Annotated in this window: 18 protein-coding genes and 1 tRNA gene; 11 read left to right on the top strand and 8 right to left on the bottom strand. The window is 75.0% G+C overall.

Translation table 11 applies throughout. From position 1 onward, the window contains the following. Positions 1-3: 3 nt before the first annotated feature. Positions 4-2,037: a putative bifunctional diguanylate cyclase/phosphodiesterase gene (locus U5M74_RS13150; protein ID WP_410909392.1), complete on the bottom strand. Its 2,034-nt coding sequence runs from the start codon at positions 2,035-2,037 to the stop codon at positions 4-6. 203 nt (positions 2,038-2,240) lie between these two features. Between U5M74_RS13150 and U5M74_RS13155 the strand changes: the two genes are divergently transcribed. Continuing rightward, positions 2,241-4,349 carry a hypothetical protein gene (locus U5M74_RS13155; protein ID WP_410909393.1) on the top strand — a complete coding sequence of 703 codons (2,109 nt, stop codon included), beginning with the start codon at positions 2,241-2,243 and terminating at the stop codon, positions 4,347-4,349. Between the two features lie 218 nt (positions 4,350-4,567). Here U5M74_RS13155 and U5M74_RS13160 read toward each other — a convergent pair whose 3' ends face one another. Both U5M74_RS13160 and U5M74_RS13165 read right to left on the bottom strand, forming a co-directional pair. Further along, positions 4,568-6,274 (bottom strand): long-chain-fatty-acid--CoA ligase, encoded by a 1,707-nt coding sequence (locus U5M74_RS13160; protein WP_410909394.1) that lies wholly within the window; start codon positions 6,272-6,274, stop codon positions 4,568-4,570. A 108-nt stretch (positions 6,275-6,382) separates the two neighbouring features. Continuing rightward, the gene (locus U5M74_RS13165) at positions 6,383-6,514 is read right to left on the bottom strand and encodes a hypothetical protein (protein ID WP_410909395.1); all 132 of its coding nucleotides are present in this window, start codon (positions 6,512-6,514) and stop codon (positions 6,383-6,385) included. Positions 6,515-6,808: 294 nt separating this feature from the next. Here U5M74_RS13165 and U5M74_RS13170 point away from each other — a divergent pair. After that, positions 6,809-6,881: transfer RNA gene (locus U5M74_RS13170), tRNA-Lys, on the top strand. A 72-nt stretch (positions 6,882-6,953) separates the two neighbouring features. Further along, the gene (locus U5M74_RS13175) at positions 6,954-7,523 is read left to right on the top strand and encodes a hypothetical protein (protein WP_410909396.1); all 570 of its coding nucleotides are present in this window, start codon (positions 6,954-6,956) and stop codon (positions 7,521-7,523) included. 36 nt (positions 7,524-7,559) lie between these two features. Here the strand turns inward: U5M74_RS13175 and U5M74_RS13180 are convergent, their stop codons facing one another. Next, complete coding sequence (locus tag U5M74_RS13180; RefSeq protein ID WP_410909397.1) at positions 7,560-7,973, bottom strand: hypothetical protein; 414 nt, start codon at positions 7,971-7,973, stop codon at positions 7,560-7,562. 289 nt (positions 7,974-8,262) lie between these two features. Between U5M74_RS13180 and U5M74_RS13185 the strand changes: the two genes are divergently transcribed. Then, positions 8,263-9,306 carry an NAD(P)-dependent alcohol dehydrogenase gene (locus tag U5M74_RS13185; protein ID WP_410909412.1) on the top strand — a complete coding sequence of 348 codons (1,044 nt, stop codon included), beginning with the start codon at positions 8,263-8,265 and terminating at the stop codon, positions 9,304-9,306. A gap of 123 nt (positions 9,307-9,429) precedes the next feature. On the opposite strand, the gene U5M74_RS13190 is transcribed toward U5M74_RS13185, so the two are convergent. Next, positions 9,430-10,626: a glycosyltransferase gene (locus tag U5M74_RS13190; RefSeq protein ID WP_410909398.1), complete on the bottom strand. Its 1,197-nt coding sequence runs from the start codon at positions 10,624-10,626 to the stop codon at positions 9,430-9,432. Beyond that, entirely contained in the window at positions 10,613-12,112 is a 1,500-nt protein-coding gene (locus tag U5M74_RS13195; RefSeq protein ID WP_410909399.1) for a sugar transferase, read from the bottom strand. Before U5M74_RS13195 ends, U5M74_RS13190 begins: the two co-directional genes overlap by 14 nt. A 595-nt stretch (positions 12,113-12,707) precedes the next feature. Between U5M74_RS13195 and U5M74_RS13200 the strand changes: the two genes are divergently transcribed. The 6 genes from U5M74_RS13200 (at position 12,708) to U5M74_RS13225 (ending at position 19,752) form a co-directional block, all read left to right on the top strand. After that, positions 12,708-13,514, top strand: a complete 807-nt coding sequence (locus U5M74_RS13200) for a glycerophosphodiester phosphodiesterase (protein ID WP_410909400.1) — start codon at positions 12,708-12,710, stop codon at positions 13,512-13,514. A gap of 45 nt (positions 13,515-13,559) precedes the next feature. Beyond that, the gene (locus U5M74_RS13205) at positions 13,560-14,561 is read left to right on the top strand and encodes an NAD-dependent epimerase/dehydratase family protein (RefSeq protein ID WP_410909401.1); all 1,002 of its coding nucleotides are present in this window, start codon (positions 13,560-13,562) and stop codon (positions 14,559-14,561) included. Positions 14,562-14,751: 190 nt separating this feature from the next. After that, positions 14,752-15,771, top strand: a complete 1,020-nt coding sequence (locus U5M74_RS13210; protein ID WP_410909402.1) for a carbohydrate ABC transporter permease — start codon at positions 14,752-14,754, stop codon at positions 15,769-15,771. Further along, positions 15,768-16,718, top strand: coding sequence for a carbohydrate ABC transporter permease (locus tag U5M74_RS13215; RefSeq protein WP_410909403.1), 951 nt, complete (start codon positions 15,768-15,770; stop codon positions 16,716-16,718). The genes U5M74_RS13210 and U5M74_RS13215 overlap by 4 nt, the downstream gene beginning before the upstream one ends. A gap of 132 nt (positions 16,719-16,850) precedes the next feature. Continuing rightward, entirely contained in the window at positions 16,851-18,251 is a 1,401-nt protein-coding gene (locus U5M74_RS13220) for an ABC transporter substrate-binding protein (protein WP_410909404.1), read from the top strand. A gap of 97 nt (positions 18,252-18,348) precedes the next feature. Beyond that, positions 18,349-19,752 (top strand): ectonucleotide pyrophosphatase/phosphodiesterase, encoded by a 1,404-nt coding sequence (locus tag U5M74_RS13225; protein ID WP_410909405.1) that lies wholly within the window; start codon positions 18,349-18,351, stop codon positions 19,750-19,752. Between the two features lie 66 nt (positions 19,753-19,818). On the opposite strand, the gene U5M74_RS13230 is transcribed toward U5M74_RS13225, so the two are convergent. Then, positions 19,819-21,624, bottom strand: coding sequence for a mechanosensitive ion channel domain-containing protein (locus U5M74_RS13230; protein ID WP_410909406.1), 1,806 nt, complete (start codon positions 21,622-21,624; stop codon positions 19,819-19,821). A 121-nt stretch (positions 21,625-21,745) separates the two neighbouring features. Beyond that, on the bottom strand, positions 21,746-22,426 hold the full coding sequence (locus U5M74_RS13235) for an antibiotic biosynthesis monooxygenase (protein ID WP_410909407.1): 681 nt from the start codon (positions 22,424-22,426) through the stop codon (positions 21,746-21,748). Positions 22,427-22,769: 343 nt separating this feature from the next. On the opposite strand from U5M74_RS13235, the gene U5M74_RS13240 reads away from it, so the two are divergent. Continuing rightward, complete coding sequence (locus tag U5M74_RS13240; RefSeq protein ID WP_410909408.1) at positions 22,770-24,113, top strand: D-alanyl-D-alanine carboxypeptidase family protein; 1,344 nt, start codon at positions 22,770-22,772, stop codon at positions 24,111-24,113. Positions 24,114-24,152: the final 39 nt, after the last annotated feature.

The following is a 24,152-nucleotide window of genomic DNA, read 5'->3' on the forward strand; positions in this document are numbered from 1 at the left end:
CCGTCAGGCGGCGAGGCGCAGGCGGCCCGAGCGCACGAGCTCCTCCAGCGGGGCGGGCCGCCCGAGCAGGTAGCCCTGCGCGCCCTCGCAGCCCACGTCGTGCAGGAGCGCCAGCTGGTCGACGGTCTCGATGCCCTCCGCCAGCACGGACATCCCGAACGTCCTGCCCAGCGAGAGGACGGCATGGATGAGCTCGACCGTCTGCGCCACGGTGGCCTCGCCCGAGAAGAAGGAGCGGTCGATCTTGATCCGGCCGAACGGGAAGGACCGCAGCACGTCGAGCGAGGAGTAGCCGACGCCGAAGTCGTCCAGCGCGAGGCCGACGCCCATGGCCCGGAGGTCCTCGAGCGCCCGGCGCGCACGCTCCCGGTCCGTGAAGACGGCCGTCTCCGTCACCTCGAGCTCCAGCCGCTCCGGGGGCAGCCCGGACTCCTCCAGCGCCTGGCGGACCGTCTCCACCAGGTCGGTGTGCGCGAGCTGGACGGCCGAGACGTTCACCGCCACCCGCAGCGGCGGGTCCCAGGTGGCCGCCTCGGCGCACGCCGTCCGCAGCACCCACGCACCGATCGGCACGATCAGGCCGTTCTCCTCGGCCAGCGGGATGAACTCGCCCGGGGAGACCGGCCCCAGCTGCGGGTGCCGCCAGCGGACCAGCGCCTCGTACCCGTCGACCTCGCCCGTCCCGACGGCGGTCTGCGGCTGGTAGTGGAGGAAGAGCTCCCCACGGTCGACCGCGCCGCGCAGGTCCGTCGCGAGGCTGCGCCGCTGCCGGGTGCGCTCGTCCACCGCGGCGTCGTAGAAGCAGACGTCCTGCACCGGGTCACGCTTCGCGCGGTACATCGCCAGGTCCGCGTTGTTGACGAGGTTCTCGGCGTCCGGGGCGTCCGTGGGGAAGACGGCGACGCCGGTGCTCACCCGCAGCGGGACGACGTCGGCGCCGACGCGGACCGGTGCGGACTGCGTCCGCGCCAGCTCGGCGAGGAAGGAGCCGAGGTCCCCCTCCCCGCCCACCCGGACGGTGGCGACGAACTCGTCACCGCCCACCCGCGCGACGAACGCGCCGTCGACGTGGTCCGCCAGCGCAGCGAACCGGCCCCCGAGCGCGCGCAGCACCTCGTCGCCCACGCCGTGCCCGCGCTGGTCGTTGATCTCCTTGAAGTTGTCGACGTCCAGCACCACGAGCGCGAGCCGGCCGCGCCGCTCCCACGCCCGTCCGATCTCCGCCTCGAGCCGCTCGTTGAAGCTGGCCCGGTTGGGCAGCCCGGTCAGGACGTCCTGCATGGCCAGCCGCCGGAAGCGCTCCACCGACGCCGCCCGGCTGCGGGCGTCGATCAGGTAGCCCGCCGTCCCGGCACCGATGATGACGAACGCGACCGCTGCGACGGCGATGGCGAGGACGTACCGGGAGCCCGGCGCCGGGAGCTCGCCCTCGGCCCCCGCGGGCGTGACGTGCATCGCGCTCATCCCGGTGAGGTGCAGCGCCAGCACCGCCAGCGCGAGCAACGCCGCCATGGCGTCCCAGCCGTGCCGGCGGGCGCGTCGGGCGACGAGCAGGGCTGCCGTGGACAGCAGCACGGAGAGCACGACGGAGAGCACGACGCGCGGCGTGTCCCACGAGACGACGCCGTCCACGCGGTAGGCCGCCATCCCGACGTAGTGCATGGCGGAGACCGCGAGGCCGACGACCACCCCGCCGAGGACGGGCCGGACGGACGACCTGTGCCCCGTCGCGCCGGTCAGGAAGCCCACCGCGCTGCCGGCCACCGCGACGAGCAGCGACGCGGCGGTGAGCGGTGTCTCGAGCGCGACGGGCACGCCGACGTCGAACCCGAGCATCGCCACGAAGTGGGTGGCCCAGATGGTCACGCCGCTCGCCAGGGCGGTCAGGAACAGCCAGCCGTAGCGCTGCGTGGCGCCGTCCTCGGTCATCCGGCGGAAGAACCGGGACGTGGCCCAGGCTCCCGCCAGGCACAGCAGTGCCGCGACCGCCACCAGCGCGAGGTCGTGCTGGCGCGCGACGTCGTGGACGTGAGTCACGTCGTCCTCCTGGACCACCGTCTGACGTCGCCGAGCACTGGGCCCCCTGGCTCGGCTCCTGGTGCCCTCCTATCGGCCGCGCTCCGCCGATCGTGAGGGCATCGGCCGTGGAAGGGGTCACCGGCGGACCGCGGAGCGGCCGGGCGGACACGGCCGCCGCGTGGGTCCCTCCGCACGGGGAGCCCGCGGCTACGGTTGCGGGCGTGGAGCTGCACGTCGCGAAGTCCGGGTCCGACACCGCCGTCGGGAGCGCCGAGGCGCCCCTGCTCACCATCGGCGCGGCCGCGGCGCTGGCACGGCCAGGGGACACCGTCGTCGTGCACGAGGGCGTGTACCGCGAGTGGGTGAACCCGCCGCGCGGCGGCACGGCCGCTGCGCCGATCACCTACCAGGCCGCGCGCGGCGCGGACGGCCGGTACGAACCGGTCACGATCTCGGGCGCCGAGGTGATCACCGACTGGCGTCCCCACCCCGGCTCCGCGGGCCAGGTGTGGGTGACGTCCGTGCCGAACACCCTGTTCGGGTCGCGCAACCCGTACGCCGAGCGCATCGGCGGCGACTGGTTCTTCGACCGGGTCAACACCTGGCACACCGGCGAGGTGTACCTCGACTGCACGTCGATGTACGAGTCGCTGACGCTGGACGGCGTGGAGCGCCCGCAGTTCACCAGGGACTCGTTCGACCCGGCCGGCTCCCTGCTGACCTGGTACTGCGAGGTGGGCGACGACGTCACGACGATCTGGGCCAACTTCGGGGGCGCCGACCCGGCCGAGCACGAGATCGAGATCAACGTGCGCACGTTCGTCTTCTGGCCCGCGGCCACGGGCATCGACCACATCACGGTGCGCGGCTTCACCCTGACGAAGGCCGCCACGCAGTGGGCCCCGCCCACCGCGCTGCAGGAGGGCCTCGTCGGCCCGCACTGGTCGAAGGGCTGGGTGATCGAGGACAACACGATCACCGACTCGAAGAACGTCGGCGTCTCGCTGGGCAAGGAGGCCAGCACCGGGCAGAACGAGGCAGCCGCGGGGCCGAAGGGCGCCAAGGGCGGCACGCAGCGCGAGCGTGAGGTGATCCAGCGGGCGCTCGCCCTGCGCGGGCCCGGCGCCGGCGAGCCGCACCCGTGGAGCCGGGACCACGTCGGCTCCCACACGGTGCGCCGCAACACGATCCGGGACTGCGAGCAGGCCGGCATCGTCGGGCACCTGGGGGCGGCGTTCTCGACCATCGCCGACAACCACATCTCGCGCATCCACGTGAAGCGGCAGTGGCACGGCGCCGAGGTGGCCGGGATCAAGCTGCATGCCGCCATCGACACCGTGATCAGCGGCAACACCATCCATCACACGCACCGCGCCCTGTGGCTCGACTGGCAGGCCCAGGGCACCCTGGTGCGGCGCAACGTCTTCTACGCCTCCACCGCCGAGGACCTCATGGTCGAGGTCTGCCACGGCCCCTACCTCGTGGACTCGAACCTGTTCCTGTCGCCGTGGGCGGTCAAGGACATGTCCACCGGGGGCGCCTACGTGCACAACTACGTCGCGGGCCGCATCGCGAGCTGCACCGAGCACCAGCGGTACACCCCGTACCACCTGCCGCACTCCACGGCCGTCTACGGCGTCTCGAACATCCTCGGCGGCGACGACCACTTCTACAACAACGTCTTCGTCGGCGACGGTGCGCGCCACGACCGCGCCGACCCGCAGGCCCCGGCGGAACCGGCGCTGGCGAGCTTCTGGTCAGGCGCGATCGACATGGACGGCGTGCCCGGCCAGGCCACCTTCGTCCCCACCCCGGTGGGCACCTCGCAGTACGACGCCTGCCCGACGCCGCAGGAGTACCCGCACGAGGACGGCAGCGCGCTGGCCGGGCCGCGCCTCCCGGTCTGGGTCGAGGGCAACCTCTACGCCGACGGCGCCGAGCCGTTCCGCGCGGAGGCCACGGCCCAGGTCGTCGGCACGTCACCGGTGCGCGTCGAGGTGGTCGACGCCGAGCGCGGCACCGTGCGCGTCGACATCTCCGACACGGGCGCCCTCGACGCCGTCGCCCCGGTGACGACCGCGCGCCTCGGGCTGAGCTACCAGGCCGAGACGGGCTACACCAACCCCGACGGGTCCGACCTGGACCTGAGCGCAGACATCTTCGGCGTCCCCCGGGGCACGGTCGTGCCCGGGCCGTTCGCCGCGTCGGCACCCGGCACCCGGACGCTCCACGCGCCAGGCCCGGAAGGTCGGCGCTGGGACGAGTCGAGCGAGCCCCCGGGCCTCTGGGGGAAGCACAATTTGGCTCGGACCTGCAACTTTGGTGCCTGACCTCCAGGAACGATCACTCGGGTTGCAGGACGCCTCCCGCCCCGTCATGGAACGCATCCCTGCGACGACCGGAATGGGCCTCGACGCGGTGAGTGCCGCCGTCGGTGTCAGCTCCGCGAGCTCCCCAGCGATCGGCCTGCCGCCCTCTCCCCAGCGTGTCGCGCGCCCGGGCGCGTCGTGGCGGCCCGCCGCGCCGGACCTGGGGCCGGCGCAGGTGTCTAGCTCGCGGAGCCCAGCCGTGCCGCCACCTCGCGGCGCAGCACCTTGCCCATCGGGTTCGTCGGCAGCTCGTCGACCAAGACGTAGCGGCGCGGCACCTTGTACGGCGTGAGCGCTGCGCGCGCGTGCGCGTCCAGCACCGCCAGGTCGGGCGTGCGCCCGGGCGCGGCGACGACCGCGGCGACCACCTGCTCGCTCCCCGAACCGTCGGCCAGCCCGACCACCGCGGCGTCAGCGACGTCGGGGTGGCTGCGCAGGGCGGCCTCGACCTCGCTGGGGTAGACGTTGAAGCCGCCGGTGATCACCAGCTCCTTGACCCGGTCGACAACCGTGAGGAAGCCGTCGTCGCTCATGGTGACCACGTCGCCCGTGCGGAACCAGCCGTCGTGGAACGCCGCCGCCGTCTCCTCCGGCCGGCCGCGGTAGCCGTCGAAGACCTGCGGTCCGCGCACCAGCAGCTCGCCGGGCTCACCGAGCGGCACGTCGTGGTCCAGGTCGTCGCGGTCTGCAACGCGGACCTCGACGTCGGGGAACGGCACGCCGATCGCGCCGGGTCGCCGGGCGGATGACATCGGGTTGCCGACGATGACCGGCGAGGTCTCGGTGAGGCCGTAGCCCTCGACGAGCAGACCCCCTGTGGCAGCCTCCCACTTCTCGACCAGTTCCGCGGGGAGCGGCATCGCGCCCGAGAGCGCGTAGCGGATGCCGCGCAGCGGCACCCCGCGGCGCTCGGCCTCCTCGAGGACGCGGCGGTAGATCGGCGGCACCGCGGGCACGAAGGTCGGCGTCCGGCGGCGCACCGCGTCGAGAACGAGGTTCACGTCAGGCCGGGGCAGCAGGACCAGGCGCGCGCCGAGCGCCACCCCCAACAGCATCGACGCGGTGGCGCCATAGGCGTGGAAGAGCGGCAGCGCGACCAGGAACGTCTCCTCGCCCTCGCGCAGCCCCGGCACCCAGGCCTGGCCCTGGACGCAGTTGGCCACCAGGTTGCGGTGCCGCAGCTGCGCACCCTTGGGGACACCGGTCGTCCCGGAGGTGTAGAGCACGAGCGCGACGTCGTCGGGCGCCGGGCGCGGGTGATCGGGCGCGACCGGTGGGGCCGCGAGCAGCTCCCCGTACGCCACGGCGCCCGGCGCGGACGCGGTGAGCTCGGCGCGGGCCGCGCGGGCCCGTGGGACCGGCAGCCGCAGCGCGAGCCGCTTCGCCAGCGGCAGCGCCGCGGTCAGGTCGACCGCGACGACGTGCTCCAGCGGGCAGTCCTGCTGGAGTGCCTCGACGACCGGCACGACCTTGTCCCACACCACGGCCACCCGCGCTCCGTGGTCGCGGAAGGGCGCCCGCAGCTCCTCGGTCGTGTAGAGCGGGTTGTGCTCGACCACGACCGCCCCGAGACGCAGCACGGCGAAGAACGCGACCACGTGCTGCGGGCACGTCGGCATCAGCAGCGCGACCGGGTCACCGGGACCGACGTCGAGCCGGCGCAGACCCTCCGCGACCCGCTCGACCTGCTCGGCGAGGGCGGCGTAGGTCGTGGTGCGGCCCAGGAAGTCCAGCGCCACGGCGTCCCCGTACCGCTCCACGGTCGACCCGAGCTGGTCGACCAGCGAGCGGTCGGGGTAGTCCAGGTGCAGCGGCACCCCGGGTGCGTATGAGCCGGCCCACGGGGGCGCGTCGGTCGTCAAGAGTGGATCCTCCGTCGGGTCCATGGATCGGTGGCGCGCGATCCGTCGCAGATGCGGCCGGTGTCGGGGCGGTGCGGCCGGCGACGGTCGGGCGGCCCGTCGTCGCTCAGACCACGGCACGCGGGCGATCGGTCAGGCCGCCCACAGATGGGCCGCGGTGGGCCGGATGCGCCCGGCGATGGACTTCTGGGTGCTGTGCAGCGACATGGTGTGGCCGTCCTCGGCGAAGGGGTCGGTGGGCTGGGCGGCCCTTGACGGATTCATGATCGAACTGGGGGCCGCGGGACGCTCGTCGAGCGGACCGTGAGCATCCCGCTGCCGATCCAACCGTGTGGGCGATGAAGGCCGGTAGCGTCGTCACGGGCGGCTCGCCCCTCGACAGTGGCGGTACCCGCAGGTACACACCCGGCACACCGCACCCGACTCCGCGGGCGCCTGATGCCCGCCGACAGTCCACACGCCCGCGTAGGCTGTCCCGAGCGGTCAGCGCTGGGCGTCGAGGCAGGGTTTCCCTTCCCCTGGTCCCCTGGGTTCTCCCGACTGAAGTGCGCCGCCCCCGGGCCTCTAGCTCAATCGGCAGAGCAGCGGACTTTTAATCCGCGGGTTGTGGGTTCGATCCCCACGGGGCCCACCCGACCGGCACGACCCGTCCTCGTCGTCGGTGCTCGACGTGACCGCCGTCACGGTCCGATAGCGTGCCGCCATGGCTCCCGACCGGCACCGCCTCACGAGCGCCGCCCTGGCAGCCGTCACGGCCGGGCTGGCCGTCGGCGTCGCGGTCGCCGGCTGTGCCCGCCCCGCCGAGCGGGCCGACCCGGCGGCGATCGCGGCCCGGGCCGCTCCGGCCGGCGTGGCACCCGAGCTCGTGTACGTGCTCGACCTCGAGGGCTTCGAGCTGGCACCGCAGTCGGTGGGCGTCTCGGGCACCGACGGGATGTCTGCGGCGTACGTCCGCAGCGGTGACGCCGGCGTCGCCACGGTGCTCCTGACGACCGACCGAGGGGGCGCGGACGAGCCCTGCGAGACGCTCCCCGACGTCGGACGGTCGGCCTACGCGTGCACCGCCACCCTGGGCCAGGCCACGGTGCGCCTGGAGGGCACGGACGTCGACGCGGCGACCATGCGGGCGGCGGCGGGCGCCGTGCGCGTGCCTACCGCGGGCGAGCTCGGCGAACTCTTCGCCGACGTCCCGGAGGCGTCCCGGCCGGTCGAGCGGGGTGACCTGCCGGCGGGTGACCGGGCGCCGGTCGACCCCACGGGCTCCGGCGGCTGACCGGTCGACGGCACCGAGCGGACCGCTCGGGACGCGTCAGGACAGCCCGTCCTCCTCCACCGACGCCGACCGCTCCGCCGCGCGCGGCACCGATCCGTCGTTGCGCCGCGCCGGCAGCTCCGGGATCGCGCGCAGCGTGTCCGGGTCGTCGTCCTTGCGGATCCGCGGGATGAAGCTGCTGTAGGCGACGGCCGACAGCCCGGCAGCCCGCAGGCGCTGCACGAAGATCGGCCACGCCCGCGACTCCCACAGGGCGTCGGTGGCCGCGGTGGCGGCGTCGTGCTCGTTGCGGTCCCGCAGCGGGCGCTCCGACACCGCCCGTTCGATCACGGCCCAGAGCTCGTCGTCCGAGGAGCACTTGAGCACGGCCGCGCGCAGCGCCGCAGGGTCGACCACCTCGACCTCGACCTCGAGCACCAGGCGCACGTACCGGTGGAGCCGCTCCTCCATCACCGCAGCATCGCGCCGGAGGGCAGGGCCGACCGCCCGGCGCCGGGGCCGGGCGGGGTTTTCACCCCCCGGCTCACCCGATTCCTCACCCGACCGGGCGGCACCCCGACCGGACGGTCGTGAATCGGCTCACAAACATCACCCCCACCACCTGTCCTGGCGCCGAGAGCCCCGTACCGGGGCGAAGACTGACCGGGAGGGCGGGCCGCCCGGTCCGTCCGCCGTTCCGTCGAAAGGCCAGGACGTGACCACCACCGCCCCGGAGGGCACCGCAACCACCGCCGCCGCGATGCGCGCCGTCGTCTTCGAGCACTTCCAGACGTTCCCCTCGCTGACCGAGGTCGCGCGCCCGACACCGGGCCCCGGCGAGGTGCTGCTGAAGGTCGCCGGCTCGGGCGCCTGCCACTCCGACGTCAGCATCTACAAGGAGTTCACCCCGGACACCCCCGGCGCCATCCCGCCGGCCTTCGTGCTGGGCCACGAGGTCTCGGGCTGGGTCGAGGAGGTCGGCGTCGGCGTGACCGGGTTCGAGAAGGGCGCCGCCTACCTCGTGTACGGCCCCATCGGCTGCGGCCACTGCCCCGCCTGCTCCCGCGGCCAGGACACCTACTGCCACAACGTCGCGTCGATGGACTACCTGGCCACCGGCATCGGCCGCGACGGCGGCATGGCGGAGTACGTGACCGTGCCGGCCCGCAACCTCGTGCCGCTCGGCGACGCCGACCCGGTGGCCGCCGCGCCGCTCAGCGACGCCGGCCTCACGCCGTACCACGCCATCAAGCTCGCCCTGCCGAAGCTCGCGGGCGGCGGGCGCACCGCCCTGGTCATCGGCCTCGGCGGCCTCGGGCAGGTCGCCGTGCAGATCCTCACCGCGCTCACCGGTGCCACCGTCATCGCCACCGACATGAAGGCCGACGCCATGGAGCGCGCGGCGGCGAACGGCGCCGTCACCGTGCCGGGCGGCGAGGGCCAGGTCGAGGCGATCCGCGAGCTCACCGGCGGCCGGGGCGTCGACGCCGTGTTCGACTTCGTCGGTGCCGCGCCCACGATCCGCACCGCGCAGCAGGTCGTCGCGCGCCAGGGCCGCATCACCGTGGTCGGCGTGGCCAACGGCACCGTGGACTGGTCCTTCTTCGGCAACCCGTACGAGGCCGAGCTGACCAACACCTACTGGGGCACCATCGAGGAGCTCTACGAGGTCGTGGCCATGTACCGGGCCGGCCAGATCACCCCGCAGGTCGAGCGGTTCGCCATGGACGACGCGCTCGACGCCTACCGCCGCCTCGAGGCCGGCGAGCTCAGCGGCCGCGCCGTCGTCGTGCCGCACGCCTGACGCCGGCACCGTCGGCACCCGCTGGAGACACCGGCACAGGAAACACCGACGCCGGTCGGGCTGCCCAGGGGGGTATGGCAGCCCGACCGGCGTGGCGCACCGGACGCCCGAAGGCGACCGGAGTCATCCCCCGTCGACCCAGTCGCGCACCTCGCGACGGAACCGACGGACACCGAAGGTGCGCTCCGCCAGCGCGCTGACGTCAGCGCGCGGCAGGGCGGCGGCGGCCTCGACCGCACGGCGCAGGCCGGCGTCGTCGAGGCTCTCGGCGACGACGCCGAGGCCGAGCCGCTCGACGCTCTCGCGGGCGCCGCCCTCGGCGTTGACCACCGTGGGCGCCCCGAGCGCCATGGCCTCGACGGGCAGGATCCCGAAGTCCTCGACCGGCGGGAACACGTAGGCCAGCGCCCGCTGCATGAGCGCCCGCAGCAGCGCGTCCGAGACCGCGCCGACGAACCGCACCGGCACGGACGCCGCGGCGGCCAGCTCCGCGAGCCGGCCCGCCTGCGGCCCCTCGCCGACCAGCACCACGGGCAGGCCCACCGCCTCGCCCGCCCGGATGACCAGGTCGAGGCGCTTGTAGGCCACCAGGCGGGAGGCCCCGAGCACGAAGGCCGCCGGCAGGGAGTCGAGGACGGCGCGCTCGTCGCCGGCGACCTCGTCCGCCCAGTCCGCGACCCGCGTCAGGGCGGCCACGTCGACCGGCGGGTGGATGACGCGCGCGTCGCGGCCCCAGCTGAGCGCGATGCGGGCCCGGACGAAGCGGCTGTTCGCCGCGACGTCGTCGAGCCGCCGCGCACGGCGACGGTCGACGCGGCGCAGCGCGGGGGCGGCCAGCCCGACGACAGGGTGCCGGCCGCGCGGGTCGCTCTCCGGCGCCCACAGGAAGCGGGCCGGGGTGTGGACGTACGCGAGGGTGCGCGCGCCGCGCGCGGCCGGGCCGGTGCAGAAGTGGTGGCCGAAGGAGTGACTGGTCGCGAGCACCCACTCGGGGTCCTCGACGCCCGGCCACGGCCGGTGCCACACCGACGGCATGAGCGGGGCGGTCAGCGCCTTGTGCCGCCGCAGCGGGGTGCGCGCCAGCACCGACTCGCGGACCGTGGTGCCCGGGTAGCGTCCCGGCGCGTCGTCCCACAGGCACATGACCGGCGCCTCGGGGAACTCCTCGACGAGGTGGTCGAGCACGCGCTCGGCGCCGCCGGTGCGCTCGATCCACTCGTGCACCAGCACCCCTCCGCCGCGGACGGCGTCGGGCTCGGCGGCCGACCGGGCGCCGGCGGTGCGCGCGGTGCCCGTGCGGGCGAGGTCAGTAAGCGCCACGACGGCTCACCACCGCTCGGAAGGTCTTGAGGAGGATCCCCATGTCGGCGACCGGGCTCCAGTTCTCGACGTAGTAGAGGTCCAGCCGCTTGCTCTCCTCGAGGGAGAGGTCCGAGCGGCCCTTGACCTGCCACAGCCCGGTGAGCCCGGGCCGCACCAGCAGGCGCCGGCCGATCTCGCCGTCGTGCAGCGCGACCTCGCGGGGCAGCTGCGGGCGCGGGCCCACCAGGCTCATCGCGCCGGTGACCACGTTGAACAGCTGCGGCAGCTCGTCGAGGGAGTAGCGGCGCAGGAACTTGCCGATCCGGGTGACCCGCGGGTCGTCCTTCATCTTGAACAGCAGGCCGTTGCCCTCGTCGAGGATGCGGATGCTCTCCAGCCGCGCCTCGGCGTCCGGCACCATCGACCGGAACTTGTACATCGTGAAGGGGCGGCCGCCGAGGCCGATGCGCTCCTGCGCGAAGAAGACCGGCCCGGGGCTCGTCAGCAGCACGGCCAGGGCGATCACGGCCAGCGGCACCGCCAGGACGAGCAGGAGGGCCACGGCACCCACCAGGTCGAACGTGCGCTTCACCACCAGCTGCGGGCCGGTGTAGCCGGGCGCCTCCACGTGCATCAGCGGCAGGCCCGCCACGGGCCGCGTCCGCACGCGCGGCCCGGCCACGTCCGTCAGCGCGGGCGCCAGGATGAGGTCGGCGCCGACCGACTCCAGGTCCCACGCGAGGCGCTTGACCGAGCGCGGCGTGACCATGTCGCAGCTCGTGACGATCACGGCGTCGGCGCCCAGGTGGCGCGCCCGCTGTGCGGCGTCCGGGACGTCGCCGACCACGGGCACGCCGCGCACGTCCTCGAACGGCTCGATCGCCCCGCCCGGCACGCAGGCGGCGATGGTCTCGAGGACGACCCGGGGGTCGCGGCTCAGCTCGTCCACCAGCTGGGTGACGCTGTCCCGGCCGCCGACCACGAGGGCCCGCGTGATGTGCCGGCCGGCCCGCCGCTCCGACTCGAGCAGGCGCCGGTGCACCAGCCGCCCGAGGTTGAGCAGCACCAGGCCCAGCGGCATGGCGATCGCGACGTACCCGCGCGCCAGGTCGTACCGCAGCAGGTAGGCGACCACGGCGACGGCGCCGAAGTAGGCGAGCGTCACGTTGGTGACGCGGATGTACTCGTGCGGGTCGGTGCCCATGAGCTTCGGGTCGTGGGCCTCGCCGAAGCGCAGCGCCGCGAGCCAGGTGAGGAACATGACGACGGAGACCAGCACGTACTGGTCGCGCACGTGCACGGTCTCGGCGCCGCCGAGGCCGATCTGCTCGAACCGCAGCACGTAGGCGACGGTGAGCGTGATGGCGACGGCGCCCGCGTCCGTCAGCGCGACGCGGCGTCGCACCGCCCGCTCCCAGACGCGGGCGGACAGCGACCGCACTCGCGCCCGGGTGAGCGTGGGTGCACCCGTTTTTGGGCGCACGAAGTCCTTCTCGACGACCATGGAGGTTCCTCTGGACGGGGCGGCGACGACGCGGCCGGCGCGCCAGGAGCGGTGGCTCCGCGCTGCGCGGGCGGCCGTCGGCCGAGGATGGTGGGTTCGCTGGGGCGGCTCAGCTCGCCGGGCGTCTGCGCGGGGCGGCGAGGGACCGACGTGCTCGACAGCGGCCGTGCGGGTGCGGCGTGCCGGGCGGCGGCGGGGGGTTGCGGCGAGAGCTCATGGGTGCCCCTGTGACGGGTGGACCGGATGTGACGCCGCTCCGTGCGGCGTTTTCTCGAGCCGGCCTGCGCCCCCCTGGCGCCTGCTCTGCAACGTGGTGCGACCAGTAGACGTGCGGCGTGAGCGGGGCCACAAGGTTGAATCGGGACGACCGCAGGGTGAAAGTTCGCAACGGTTCTGCGAAAGTCCTCAATTCTCGACATCGCTGCACGTCAGGGCGTTCCACGCTCCGGGCAACGGCCGCCGACGGTGGCCCGGGGCCATCGTCCGTTGGCGTCCGGTGGCGCGGGGTCGACGCGCGCGTGAAGGCTCGGCGAACTTCCGCCCGCGCCACGGGGTGGGCGCTCGCACCGTGCTCGCCGGCCCCTAGCGTGGCGGCGTGACCACGCTGCTGCCGTCCCCGTCGCCCTCAGGCGCCGCCCCCTCCCCCGTCGTCGTCGCCCACCGCGGCAACTCCTCCGTCGCCCCGCAGAACACGCTCGCCGCCCTCGAGTCGGCATGGCGGGCGCAGGCCCACGCGGTGGAGATCGACGTCCAGCTCTCCGCGGACGGCGAGGTGGTCGTCATCCACGACGACACCGTCGACGCCACGACGGACGGCTCGGGCGCGGTCGGCGCGATGCCGCTGGCGGCCCTGCGGGCGCTCGACGCCGGGGTGACGTTCTCCCCCGCGTACGCCGGCCAGCGCGTCCCGACGTTCACCGAGGTGCTCGACCTGCTGGCCGCCCGGCCCGGCACCGACCTGCTGCTGGAGCTCAAGGGCTCGTGGGCCACGGACGACGCCCGCCGGGTCACCGACGCGGTCGACGCGGCCGGCCTGGCCGACCGCGTCGTCGTGCAGTCCTTCCACCCCGTGACCGTCGCCGCGCTGCGCGACGTCGCCCCGCACCTGCCGCGCGGCTGGCTCGTGCACCAGGCGTGGGACCGCCTGCTCGAGGTGGCCGCCGAGCTCGCGGTGGTCGCGTGCAACCCGTACGTCGGGATGGTGCTGACGGACCCGGCGCTCGTGGGGCGGCTGCACGACGCCGGCCTGCGGGTCATGACGTGGACCGCGAACGACGCGCAGCAGTGGGACGGCCTGCTCGCCGCCGGCGTCGACGCCGTCATCACCGACCGCCCGGACCGGCTCGCGGGCTGGCTCGAGGGCCGTGCCGCGCGTGCCGCGGGGGCCGGGCTTCTGCCCTGAGCGACACCCCTCGCCGCCAGGGCAGCGAGCGGCCAGGGTGGCCGCATGAGGCTCCTGGTGCTCGGCGGGACCGTGTTCCTCTCGAAGGCCGTCGCGGCCGAGGCGCTCGCCCGCGGCCACGACGTCGTGGCCGTGAGCCGCGGCGTCTCGGGCACGGTCCCGCCCGGGGTGCGGCACGTCGTCGCCGACCGCGACGCGGGCCTGCCGGCCGCGCTCGCCGCCGAGCCGTTCGACGCCGTCGTCGACGTCGCCCGGCGCCCCTCGCACGTGCGCACCGCGGTGGCCGCCGTGCCGCACGCGCACTGGGTCTTCGTCTCGACGATCAACGTCTACGCCGACGAGTCGACGCCCGGCGGCCGCCCCGGCACGCTGCCGCTGCGCGCCGCGATCCCCGAGGACGCCGACGGCCTGGACCCCGCCACCTACGGCGGCGCGAAGGTGGCCTGCGAGGAGCTCGTGCGGGCCGGCGCCGCCGGCAGCACGGTGGTGCGCCCGGGCCTCATCGTGGGCCCGGGCGACCCGACGGGCCGGTTCACCTACTGGGTCGCGCGGCTGGCGCGGGCGGCCGGGCAGCCGGGCGCCCCCGTGCTGGCGCCCGGGGACCCCGCCGACCTCGTCCAGGTGGTCGACGTGCGCGACCTCGCGACGTGGCTCGTCGACCTCGCGGAGGCGCGGGCCGACGGCGTGCTCGACGCGGTCGCGCCGCCGGTTCCGCTCGGCGACCTGCTGGCCGAGGTCGCCGCGGGGTGCGGCGCGGCGCCGGCCTGGCGGTGGGTGCCGCGGGGGGCCCTCGAGGCCGCCGGGGTGGTGCCGTGGTCCGGGGAGCGGTCGCTGCCGCTGTGGCTGCCCCGCCCGGAGCTCGGCGGGATGGCCGCCCACGACGTCGCCGCGTCCCTCGCGGCGGGGCTGCGGCCGCGGCCGGTCGCCGAGACCGCCCGCGACACGCTGGCGTGGCTGCGCGCCACGCCCGCCGCCACGGTCACCGGGCTGACGGCGGCCGAGGAGACCGAGGTGCTGCGCGCCCTGGACGGGCGGCACGAGGGCTGACCAGGTCCACGAGCGCTGCCCACGTCTCGCCCGCGGGTGACCCGGGGCGACGCGCACGGGGCCGCCCCCTGGCGGTCATCTTCCGTTCGCGCCGAGGTCGCCGGACCTTCCCGGACCTTTCTTCGTTGCTTCGGCGCACATTCGCCTGACGGTCGGCTGCTCGCAACCGCGGGCCCATCGAATGTGGCCCGTGACCCACACCGTTGCTGAACCGGCCGCCCCTTCGCGGCCCGACGTCGGCGGGCCGCAGGCCCCGGGCGGCACCCCGGCCACCTCCCGTCCCGCGTCGTCTCCCGCCCCGGCCCCGTCGGCCGAGCGCCGCCGCGTCCGCCGCCGGCGCGGCCTGCGCGAGGGCCTGCTGTTCGCCGCGCTGGTCGCGCCGAACCTCGCCGCGATCCTGGTGTTCTCGTACTGGCCGACGATCTACAACTTCGTCCTGAGCCTCATGGACTGGGACTTCATCTCCCCGTCCCCCGTGTTCGTGGGCCTGCAGAACTACGTGGACCTGTTCCGGGACCCGGAGTTCGGCACCGTGCTCGCCAACACGGGGATCTTCACCGCGGTCACGGTCGGCGGCACCCTGGTCGGCGGGCTGGGCATCGGCTACCTGCTGTCGCGGAGGCTGCGGTTCGCCGGCCTGACCCGGACCATGACGTTCGCCCCGCACATGCTGCCGGGCGCCGCCGTCGGCATCGTCTGGCTGTTCATGTTCGACCCCACCTACGGCCTGAGCCGCCTGGCGTTCAACGCCTTCGGCGCCGACTCGCCGCAGTGGACCACCACGTCGGACTGGTCGCTGTGGGCCATCACCGTCGCGTACGCCTGGCAGCGCCTGGGCTTCGTCGCGATCATCTACTACACCGCGATCCTCGACCTGCCGAAGGACCTCTTCGAGGCAGCGTCGCTCGACGGCGCGCACGGCTGGAAGCTGTTCCGCAGCATGACGCTGCCGCTGCTCAGCCCGGTCACCTACTTCCTGCTGCTGACCGGCATCATCACCAGCGCCCAGGCCTTCGACATCATCGCGATCCTGACCTCCGGCGGGCCCGGGGTCTCCTCCACGACCCTCACCTGGATGGTCTACGACCAGGCCTTCCTGCGGTTCGACATCGGCTCCTCCGCCGCCGCGGCCACGGTCCTGTTCGTGATCCTCATGGTGGTCACCGTCCTGCAGACCCGCTTCGCCGAGAGGAAGGTGCACTACTCGTGAGCGCCGCCGTCGAGACCCCCACCGCGCCGGCCGACGCCGCGCCCACCACTCCCGCGGGCCCCCGCGGCGGCGGCCGCCGCCGGCGCAGCACCACCACCTCCGGCCCCGGTTCCGCCGTGACGCGCCGCCCGCTGCCGCTGACGATCGTCCAGTACGTGCTCCTGGCGGGCGTGCTGCTGCTGTTCGTCGTCCCGGTGTACTGGCTGTTCAGCTCGTCGGTGAAGCCCGAGCAGGACATCTACGCCTGGCCGCTGCGCTGGCTGCCCACCGGCCTCGAGTGGTCCAACTTCGCCGAGGCCTGGAACGCCGCCCCGTTCGACCGGTTCTTCGTGAACTCGATCATCACCACGGGCGTCGGCACCGTCCTCGAGATGGGCTGCGCGGTCCTGTCCGCCTACGCGTTCGCGTTCGTGCGGTTCCGGTTCAAGAAGGCCGTCTTCGTGCTGGTGCTGGGCTCGCTCATGCTGCCGGGCCACGTGACGCTGCTGGTCAACTACATCACCGTGGGCGAGCTGGGCTGGCTCAACACCTACGCCGGCCTGATCCTGCCCGGGATGGGCAGCGCCTTCGCGATGTTCCTGGTCTACCAGCAGATGCGCCAGGTCCCCGGCGAGCTCGTCGACGCCGCGCTGGTCGACGGCGCGGGCCACCTGCGCCGGATGCTCACGCTGGTCGTGCCGCTGTGCAAGCCGATGATCCTCACCGGCACGCTCATCGTGCTCATCGGCAAGTGGAACGACTTCGTCTGGCCGCTCATCGTCACCAGCACCGCGGACATGCGCACGCTGCCGATCGGCCTGATGTTCCTGCGCAGCCAGGAGGGCTACACCAACTGGGGCTCGATCCTGGCCGGCACGGTCATGGTCGGCCTGCCGATGCTCGTCGTCTTCTTCCTCGCCCAGAAGCGGATCATGGGCGGCATCGCCGCCGGTGCGCTCAAGGGCTGACGCCCCCGGCCGGCCGCCACGACGGCCGGCTCCCCCTCCGGCCGCGTCCTCGGCCGGCTCCCCCGGCCTGCGGGCCGTCCCCCTCGCCCCGGCCCCCTGCCGGGTCTGCACACCCACTCCGAGGAGACCTCTGTGTCCAGCAACCTCTCCCAGCTCGTCCTCGACCGCCGCACCCTGCTCGCGCTGCTGGGCGCGGGCGGCGCGGCGGCGACGCTCGCCGCGTGCGCCGGCGGGTCGCCCGCCGCGGGCGGCGGCGCGAGCAGCGGCGGCAGCAGCAACCTGCGCTCCGGCTTCTCGCAGGCGCCGGTCAAGGTGCCGTCGCAGTACGCCGGCCGCACCGCGATCCTGTTCTGGGCGCCGTTCACGGGCGTGAACTTCGAGGCCGTGCAGGCGCAGTTCAACGCCTTCAACGAGTCCCAGGACGAGATCTACGCCGCCGCGGAGTCGCAGGGCTCGTACGCCGACCTGAACCAGAAGTACACGGCGGCCCTCCAGGCCCGCCAGGTGCCGGACATCGTCTGCTTCCCGGAGCGCCAGTGGCTGCAGTTCTGGCAGGCCGACTCCCTGGCCCCGCTGGACCGCTACTTCGACGACCAGTGGTCGCTCGACGTGTACATGCAGAACTACGTCGGCGAGGGGACCGCCGCCGGCGAGGCGTTCGTCGTGCCGTTCGCCCGCTCGACGCCGCTGTTCTACTTCAACAGGGAGCGCTTCCGCGAGGCGGGCCTGCCGGAGACCGGCCCCACCACGTGGACCGAGTTCGCCGAGATGGCGCCGGCGCTGCTGGCCCTCGACGCCGGCGGCCAGTCGCTCAAGCCGATGGCGTTCGGCGCCGAGGACGGCTGGTTCGGCCAGTCGCACATCTGGGCGTGGGACGGCCGGTGGTCCACCGACACGGAGGTGACGGCCGACGCCGGCCCGGCCGCCGAGTGGCTGCAGTGGAAGAAGGACTTCATCCACCGCGACGGCTACGGCTACATGGCCAAGGCCGCGATGACCGACTTCCAGACGGGCGTCGCCGCCGCGACGCACGGCTCGACGGCGTCGCTGCGCGGGGCCACGGAGGCGGCCGAGTTCGAGATCGGCACGGCCTTCATGCTCGGCCACGACACCCCCGGCCCCAAGGTCCCCACCGGCGGCTCCGGCCTGAGCATCGTCAAGGCGGAGTCGCAGGAGCGCCAGGACGCCTGCGCCGAGCTGTTCAAGTTCCTCGCGCAGCCGGAGAACTCGGCCACGTGGCACAAGGACACCGGCTACCTGCCGATCGTCACCGCGGCCCAGGAGACCCAGACGGTCAAGGACCTGGTCGCGGCCGACCCGAACTTCGGCACGGCGCTGAAGCAGGTCGCCAACGCCCAGACCGCCGACCCGATCGGCTGGTACCAGGCGTCGCTCACCGAGATCAACGCCGCGATGGCGCAGGTCTACGGCGACGGCGCGGACGTGCCCACCGTGGTGTCCCACCTCCAGGGCAAGCTCGAGGGCATCTTCCAGCAGAACGCCGAGAGCATCGCGAAGGTCCTCGGCTCCTGACCTCGCCGGCCCGGTCGCCCCGCTCGGGGCGGCCGGGCCGTCCCCTTTCCCGCACCTCCCGCCGCACGCCCCGCCGCACCCCGCCGAGGAGCTCCCCGTGAACCAGAAGCTGATCGTCATCTCCGTCGACGCCATGTCGGGCGCCGACGACATCGCCTACGCCCGGACGCTGCCGGTGTTCGGCCGCCTGCTCGGGCGCGCCGCCGTCGCCGAGATCGAGGCGGTCTTCCCGACCCTCACCTACCCGAACCACACCGCCCAGGTCACCGGGTGCACGCCGGCCGTCTCGGGCATCTTCAACAACGTCCTCATGCAGCCGGGCATCACCCACCCCGACTGGTTCTGGGAGTACGACCGCCTCCAGGCCCCGACGCTCATGGACGCCGCGAAGGCCGCGGGCCTCACGGTCGCGACCGTGCAGTGGCCCGTCACCGCCGGGGCGCCGTTCGACGTCGTGGTGCCCGAGATCGCCAACGAGGACCACTTCGGCGGCCTGGAGGCCGCCATGGAGCGGTTCTGCTCGCCACGCGGGCACGAGCTGTGGCAGCGCCACCGCGACAAGACCGTGTGGCACCCCAAGCGCCGTCACGACGACATGTCCACCGCCGTCGTCGTCGACACCCTGCTCGAGGACCGCCCCGACGTGCTGTTCTGGCACCTCGTCGACGTCGACTCGGCGCGCCACCTGCACGGCGCCACCGGCGAGCACGTGCGCGAGGCGCTGCGGGCCACCGACGAGCGGATCGGCCGGGCGCTCGCCGCGCTCGACGCCACGGGCGACCACGAGCGCACCAACGTCGTCATCGTGTCCGACCACGGCCACCTCGACACCGAGCAGCACACCAACCTCAACGTGCTGCTGCGCGAGCGGGGCTTCCTGCGCACCGACGACGAGCACCGCCTGCTCGGCTGGGAGGCCTACTGCCACAGCGCCGGGCTGTCCGGGCAGGTCTTCCTCGCCGACGACATCACGCCCGAGCGCCGCGCCGCCGTCGAGGAGCTGCTGCGGGAGGTCGAGGCGACACCGGAGTACCGGGTCGAGCGGGTGTGGACCGAGGCCGAGGCGCGGGCGGAGACCGGCCTGGGCGGGCCGTTCGCCTACGTGGTCGAGTCCGAGCCGGGCGTGATCGTCGGCGGCGCGCTGGACCGCCGCGTGGTCGTCCGCAAGGGCGACGACGACTTCCGCGGCTACCTCGGCAACCACGGCCACCACCCGCGGCACGGGGCGCAGCCGGTGTTCCTCGCCGCCGGGCCGGCGTTCGTGCCGGGCGCCGACGCCGGCCGCCGCCGGATGATCGACGAGGCCCCCACGCTCGCCGCCGCGCTCGGCCTGGCGCTGCCGCACGCCGAGGGCGCCGCGATGGTGGAGCTGCTGGTCGGCGCCACCGAGCGGGAGCCGGTGGCCCTGCCGGCCGCCACGCTCGAGGAGCCCGAGGTCACCGCCGCGCTCGACGCGCCGGCGGCGTTCGTGGCCGACGCCGTGGCTACCGAGCGCGCGTGAGCCCCCCCGCGGCGGTCGCCGACCGCCGCGGGGCCGCTCAGCACCACCCGCCGGGCGCGGGCCCGCTCAGGGCTCGCGCCCGGCGTCGTCGGGCCCGACGGCCGTGGCGCCCGCCGGGCGCCCCGCCCCGCCCGCCCCGTCGTGGGACGCGGGCGCGGCCTCGACCGTGGGGTCCCGCTCCGCGCGCAGCTCGCGCTCGCGGACCACCTCCTCCGACGGGCCGCTGAAGTGCCGCGACCGCTCCACGGCCGCGAGGCTGCCGGTGAACAGGGCCGAGCGCTCGGCGCCGCCCCCGTCCGGCTCGGGGGCGTCCGGCGCCCGCACGGCCCCGAGCACCACGGTCTCGCCCGCGGCCAGCGCCGCGGCCGCCGCGTGCGCCGTCTCGTGCGCCGCCTCGGGCGCCGCCTCGGGCGCCGCCTCGGGCTCTGTGCCGTGGGCACGACGCCGCGAGCCCGGCGGCGCGACGAGCACGGTCGGGTCCTCGGGCGCCGCCGGCGACGAGCCGCCGTCCGGGGCCACGCGCACCCGCACCGAGCGCCGCGCCGGGGTGCGCCGCCGCTCCGTGCGCGGCTCGCCCTCCCGCTCGTGCGGCCGTTCCTCGGCCCGCTCCAGGGGCTCCCGGCCCGGCCCTGCGGCGGCACCGGGCGCCTCGGCCGCGGCGGGGCGGACCTCGCGGTCCGGCGACCCGCCGTTCCCCGCCCCGACGGGCGCGCCGCCGTCGGCGGCGACCGGCGCGGGGGCCGCCTCCCCGACCGCCTCGCCGGCCTCCAGCGGCGGCAACGCCGGCTCGGCGAGGAAGCCTCCGTCGCGCGGGACGCCCTCGAGGCGGGTGCGCGGCAGGGCCTGGGGCGCCTCCGCCTGCAGCCACTCGACGAGGCCCTCGCGGACGAAGCAGCGCAGGTCGAACAGGGTCGGCGCGTCCACCGCGCTCACCAGCACGCGCACCCGCACCGTGCCGCCGACGGCGTCCGTGACCTGGAGGATGCCCACGCGCTCGTCCCACAGCTCGGTGCGCGCCAGCAGCCGGTCGAGCTCGGCGCGCATCGCCCGGAACGACACCTGGAAGTCGAGGTCGAGCTCCACGGTGCCGAGCAGCTCGGCGGAGCGGCGCGTCCAGTTCTGGAACGGCGTGGTCGTGAAGTAGGTCGAGGGCAGGATCAGCCGCCGGTCGTCCCAGACGTGCACCACCACGTACGTCAGGGTGATCTCCTCGATGCGCCCCCACTCGCCCTCGAGGACGACGACGTCGTCGACCCGGATGGCGTCGGTGAACGCGATCTGCATCCCGGCGAAGACGTTGGCCAGCGAGGTCTGGGCGGCGAGGCCGGCCACGATCGACAGCAGGCCGGCGGAGGCGAAGAGGCTGGCGCCGGCGGCCCGCGCCTCGGGGAAGGTGAGCAGCACCGCGGCCGCGCCGCACACCACCAGGACGGCCACGGTCAGCCGCCGCACGATGGTGACCTGGGTGCGCAGGCGCCGCGCGTGCCGGTTGTCGGCCACGTCGAGCGGGACGCGGGCCAGCACCCGGTCCTCGACCACGAACGCGAACGCCCCCACGAGCCACGTGAACGCGACGATGCCGGCGATGAGCAGCAGGTGCTGCAGGACCGGGAGCCACGGCTCGTCGGGGTCGGCGCTGTAGCGCACCGCGAGCGCCACGGCCACGACCATGAGCAGGACGCGGGTGGGACGGCGCATGCGCAGGGACATCTCCCGCGCCAGCGGGCTGCGCCGGCCGATGCGGCGCACGGTCACGGACAGGACGGTGGCGAGCACGAACGCGGCGGCGACCCCGCCCAGGGCCCAGGCGAAGGTCACGCCCAGGCTCGCGGTCGCCTCGAGCTCGGCGTCGGAGGGCATGTCGGCGGGCATGGCTCCACCCTAGGAACGTCCCCCTGGGTGCTCGCTGGGCGTCTCTCTCCTGGCGAACGCCCGGCGTGGCCGGCGCCCGCCGAGGTGCCCGCCGAGGTGCCCGCCGAGGCGCCCGCCGAGGTCACCCCGCGGCGGCGCGCGCCCGCCGGGGCGCGTGCAGCCAGGGCCGCAGGCGGGCGGTGACCCACGGCAGCACCCAGCACGCCATGATCGGCGTCAGCACCAGGGTGGACACGAGCACCCGCACCAGCACGGGCCACTGCGCCGAGGACGGCGCGGCCCAGCCGAGCAGCAGCGTGAACGCGAGGTTGACGGGGAAGAAGCCGAGCCAGATGGCGGTGGCCTGCTTCCACCGCGGCGGGGCGGGCAGCAGCGGGGCGCCCGCGGGCTCGTCGGTGCGCAGCGGCGCGTCGAACCAGCCCTCGATGCCGGTGCGGCGCTCGACGCGCCGCTCCTGCACGAGCCCCGCGCCCTGCGCCAGCCACTGCGCGCGCTCGGCCGAGCGCTCCCATGCCTCGAGCCGCGCGGCGTCGGCGAAGCGGTAGAGCATGTACCAGTCGCTCGAGCCCTCGGCGGCGCGGATCCAGCCGGAACCGAGGAAGCCGTCCCACCGGTTCGCCAGCCGCACGCCGGCCTGGACCCAGGCGGTGACCTCGGGCACGCGGTCGGGGCTCACGACGCGGTGGACGGACACCGTCACGGGGGCGGCGGGCCCGGCCGGGGCGCGGTCCGCCCTGCCGTCCGCAGGGGCGGTGCCGTCCACGGGGCCGGTGCCGTCCGGTCGGGGGCGAGGGGTCGTCATAGCGAGCCAGTGAACGCCGCCGGTGCGTCCGCCGCGCGTCCCGACGGCCGCCGCGGGACGCCGCGTCCCGGATGCCGGGCACGCGGGTCGCCGGCGCGGCTCGCGCGGGGCCGGCGCACCGGACCGCGGGGCGGCGGCGCGCGGCGCCACGGGCGGGGCCGCCGGCGGTGAGGTCACTCACCTCGGGCGCGCCTGGGCACCCCGGGTCGTCCGGGATTGTCCGGGTCTGGCCGGGTTGCAGACCGGAACCATATTTGGTACGCCTCCGGCCGCCGCCTTACATGGACGACCGACCAAGACGAGCGATCCGCTCGCCGCACCGGACCTTCGAGGAACCGAGCGCTTGACTGTCACGAACCCCACCCGATCTTCCCTGCGCCGAGAGCGGGACGCCCGGCGAGCACGCCTGCGCCGCTCCGGCGGCGCCACCCTGGCCACCGTCGCGCTGGCCGCCACCCTCGTCACGGCGAACCTCACCACCGCCGCCGCCGCGCCGGCGCAGGACGCCGCACCGGCGGCGAGCGCCACGACGCCTGCCACGCCCACCGCCCCGGTGCCCCAGGCCACGCCCGAGGCCCTCGCCAAGGCCGGGCAGGTGCTCGGCCGCGCCGACTTCGTCGTCCGCGAGTCCGCCGCCAGCCGCGCGCAGCGCTCGCAGATCGCGAAGGCCACGGCGCAGCTGCGCAAGCTCGTGGACGGCAGCACCAGCGCCGCCCCCGCCGCCACGTCGCCGGCCGACGCCGCCGTCGAGCAGCGCGGCGCGGTGGCGTCCCGGGCCGGGGAGCGCGCCGCCACCACGGCCGCGGCGAGCGCCCCGCAGACCCGCGGCGGCGGCACCGCCACGGGCGGCCACCTCGCCGCGTCCGCGACCGTCGCCGCGGTGCCCGCGCTGGCGGACCTCGCCGGCCCGACCCTCACGCCGGCGCAGGCCGCGCCGGGCGGCACCACGAGCCTCGCGAAGAGCCTGCCGAAGGCGCTGTCGAAGACCCTGTCGAAGGGCACCACGGCGAACGCCGCGGCAGCAGCCCCGGCGGCCCCCGCCCGCGCGGCCGAGCCCCGCGCCCTCGGCGCCAAGACCGCGGCCGAGCTCGCGAAGACCACCAAGGCGCTCGAGTCGCTGCTGCAGAAGACCACCGCGGCGGCGGCCGTCGACGTCACGCCGCGCCCGGTCCCCAAGCCGAAGCCGAAGCCGAAGGCGGTGGACCGGCCGGAGGCGGCCGACCAGCAGGCCGCCAAGACCAAGGTGGACAAGAGCCGCGCCGAAAAGGCCGCGCGCCTGGCCGCCGGGGCGAGGAACGGCTACGTGCCCGTCGAGGCGCTGTGCGACCTGTCGTTCGCGTCGGGCGAGCGGCTGCGCTGCGACGCCACCGAGGCGCTCGAGCGCCTCGACGAGGCCTACCGCGCCCGGTTCGGGACGCACCTGACGATCAACGACACCTACCGCTCGTTCGAGGCGCAGGTCGCCACCAAGGCCGCCCGCGGGTTCTGGGCCGCCAAGCCGGGCTACTCCAACCACGGCTGGGGCGTGGCGGTCGACCTGGGCGGCGGTATCCAGGAGCGCTCGAGCGCCCAGCACGCGTGGATGGTCGAGAACGCCGGCCGCTTCGGCTGGCGCAACCCCGAGTGGGCCCAGGCGGACGGGCGCAAGCCCGAGGCCTGGCACTGGGAGTTCGGCACCCGCGACTGACCCGCGGGCCGGGTCCCGGCCGCGCGGCGGCCGGGACCT

The sequence above is a fragment of the Puerhibacterium sp. TATVAM-FAB25 genome (assembly GCF_046535855.1).
Lineage (GTDB): Bacteria > Actinomycetota > Actinomycetes > Actinomycetales > Cellulomonadaceae > Puerhibacterium > Puerhibacterium variabilis_A.

Bases quoted from the DNA above. Each gene is read 5' to 3' on its own strand.
- U5M74_RS13160 (WP_410909394.1), bottom strand. From the start codon at position 6,274: ATGGACCCGACGGAGGATCCACTCTTGACGACCGACGCGCCCCCGTGG.
- U5M74_RS13165 (WP_410909395.1), bottom strand. From the start codon at position 6,514: ATGAATCCGTCAAGGGCCGCCCAGCCCACCGACCCCTTCGCCGAGGAC.
- U5M74_RS13175 (WP_410909396.1), top strand. From the start codon at position 6,954: ATGGCTCCCGACCGGCACCGCCTCACGAGCGCCGCCCTGGCAGCCGTC.
- U5M74_RS13180 (WP_410909397.1), bottom strand. From the start codon at position 7,973: ATGGAGGAGCGGCTCCACCGGTACGTGCGCCTGGTGCTCGAGGTCGAG.
- U5M74_RS13185 (WP_410909412.1), top strand. From the start codon at position 8,263: ATGCGCGCCGTCGTCTTCGAGCACTTCCAGACGTTCCCCTCGCTGACC.
- U5M74_RS13195 (WP_410909399.1), bottom strand. From the start codon at position 12,112: ATGGTCGTCGAGAAGGACTTCGTGCGCCCAAAAACGGGTGCACCCACG.
- U5M74_RS13205 (WP_410909401.1), top strand. From the start codon at position 13,560: ATGAGGCTCCTGGTGCTCGGCGGGACCGTGTTCCTCTCGAAGGCCGTC.
- U5M74_RS13230 (WP_410909406.1), bottom strand. From the start codon at position 21,624: ATGCCCGCCGACATGCCCTCCGACGCCGAGCTCGAGGCGACCGCGAGC.
- U5M74_RS13235 (WP_410909407.1), bottom strand. From the start codon at position 22,426: ATGACGACCCCTCGCCCCCGACCGGACGGCACCGGCCCCGTGGACGGC.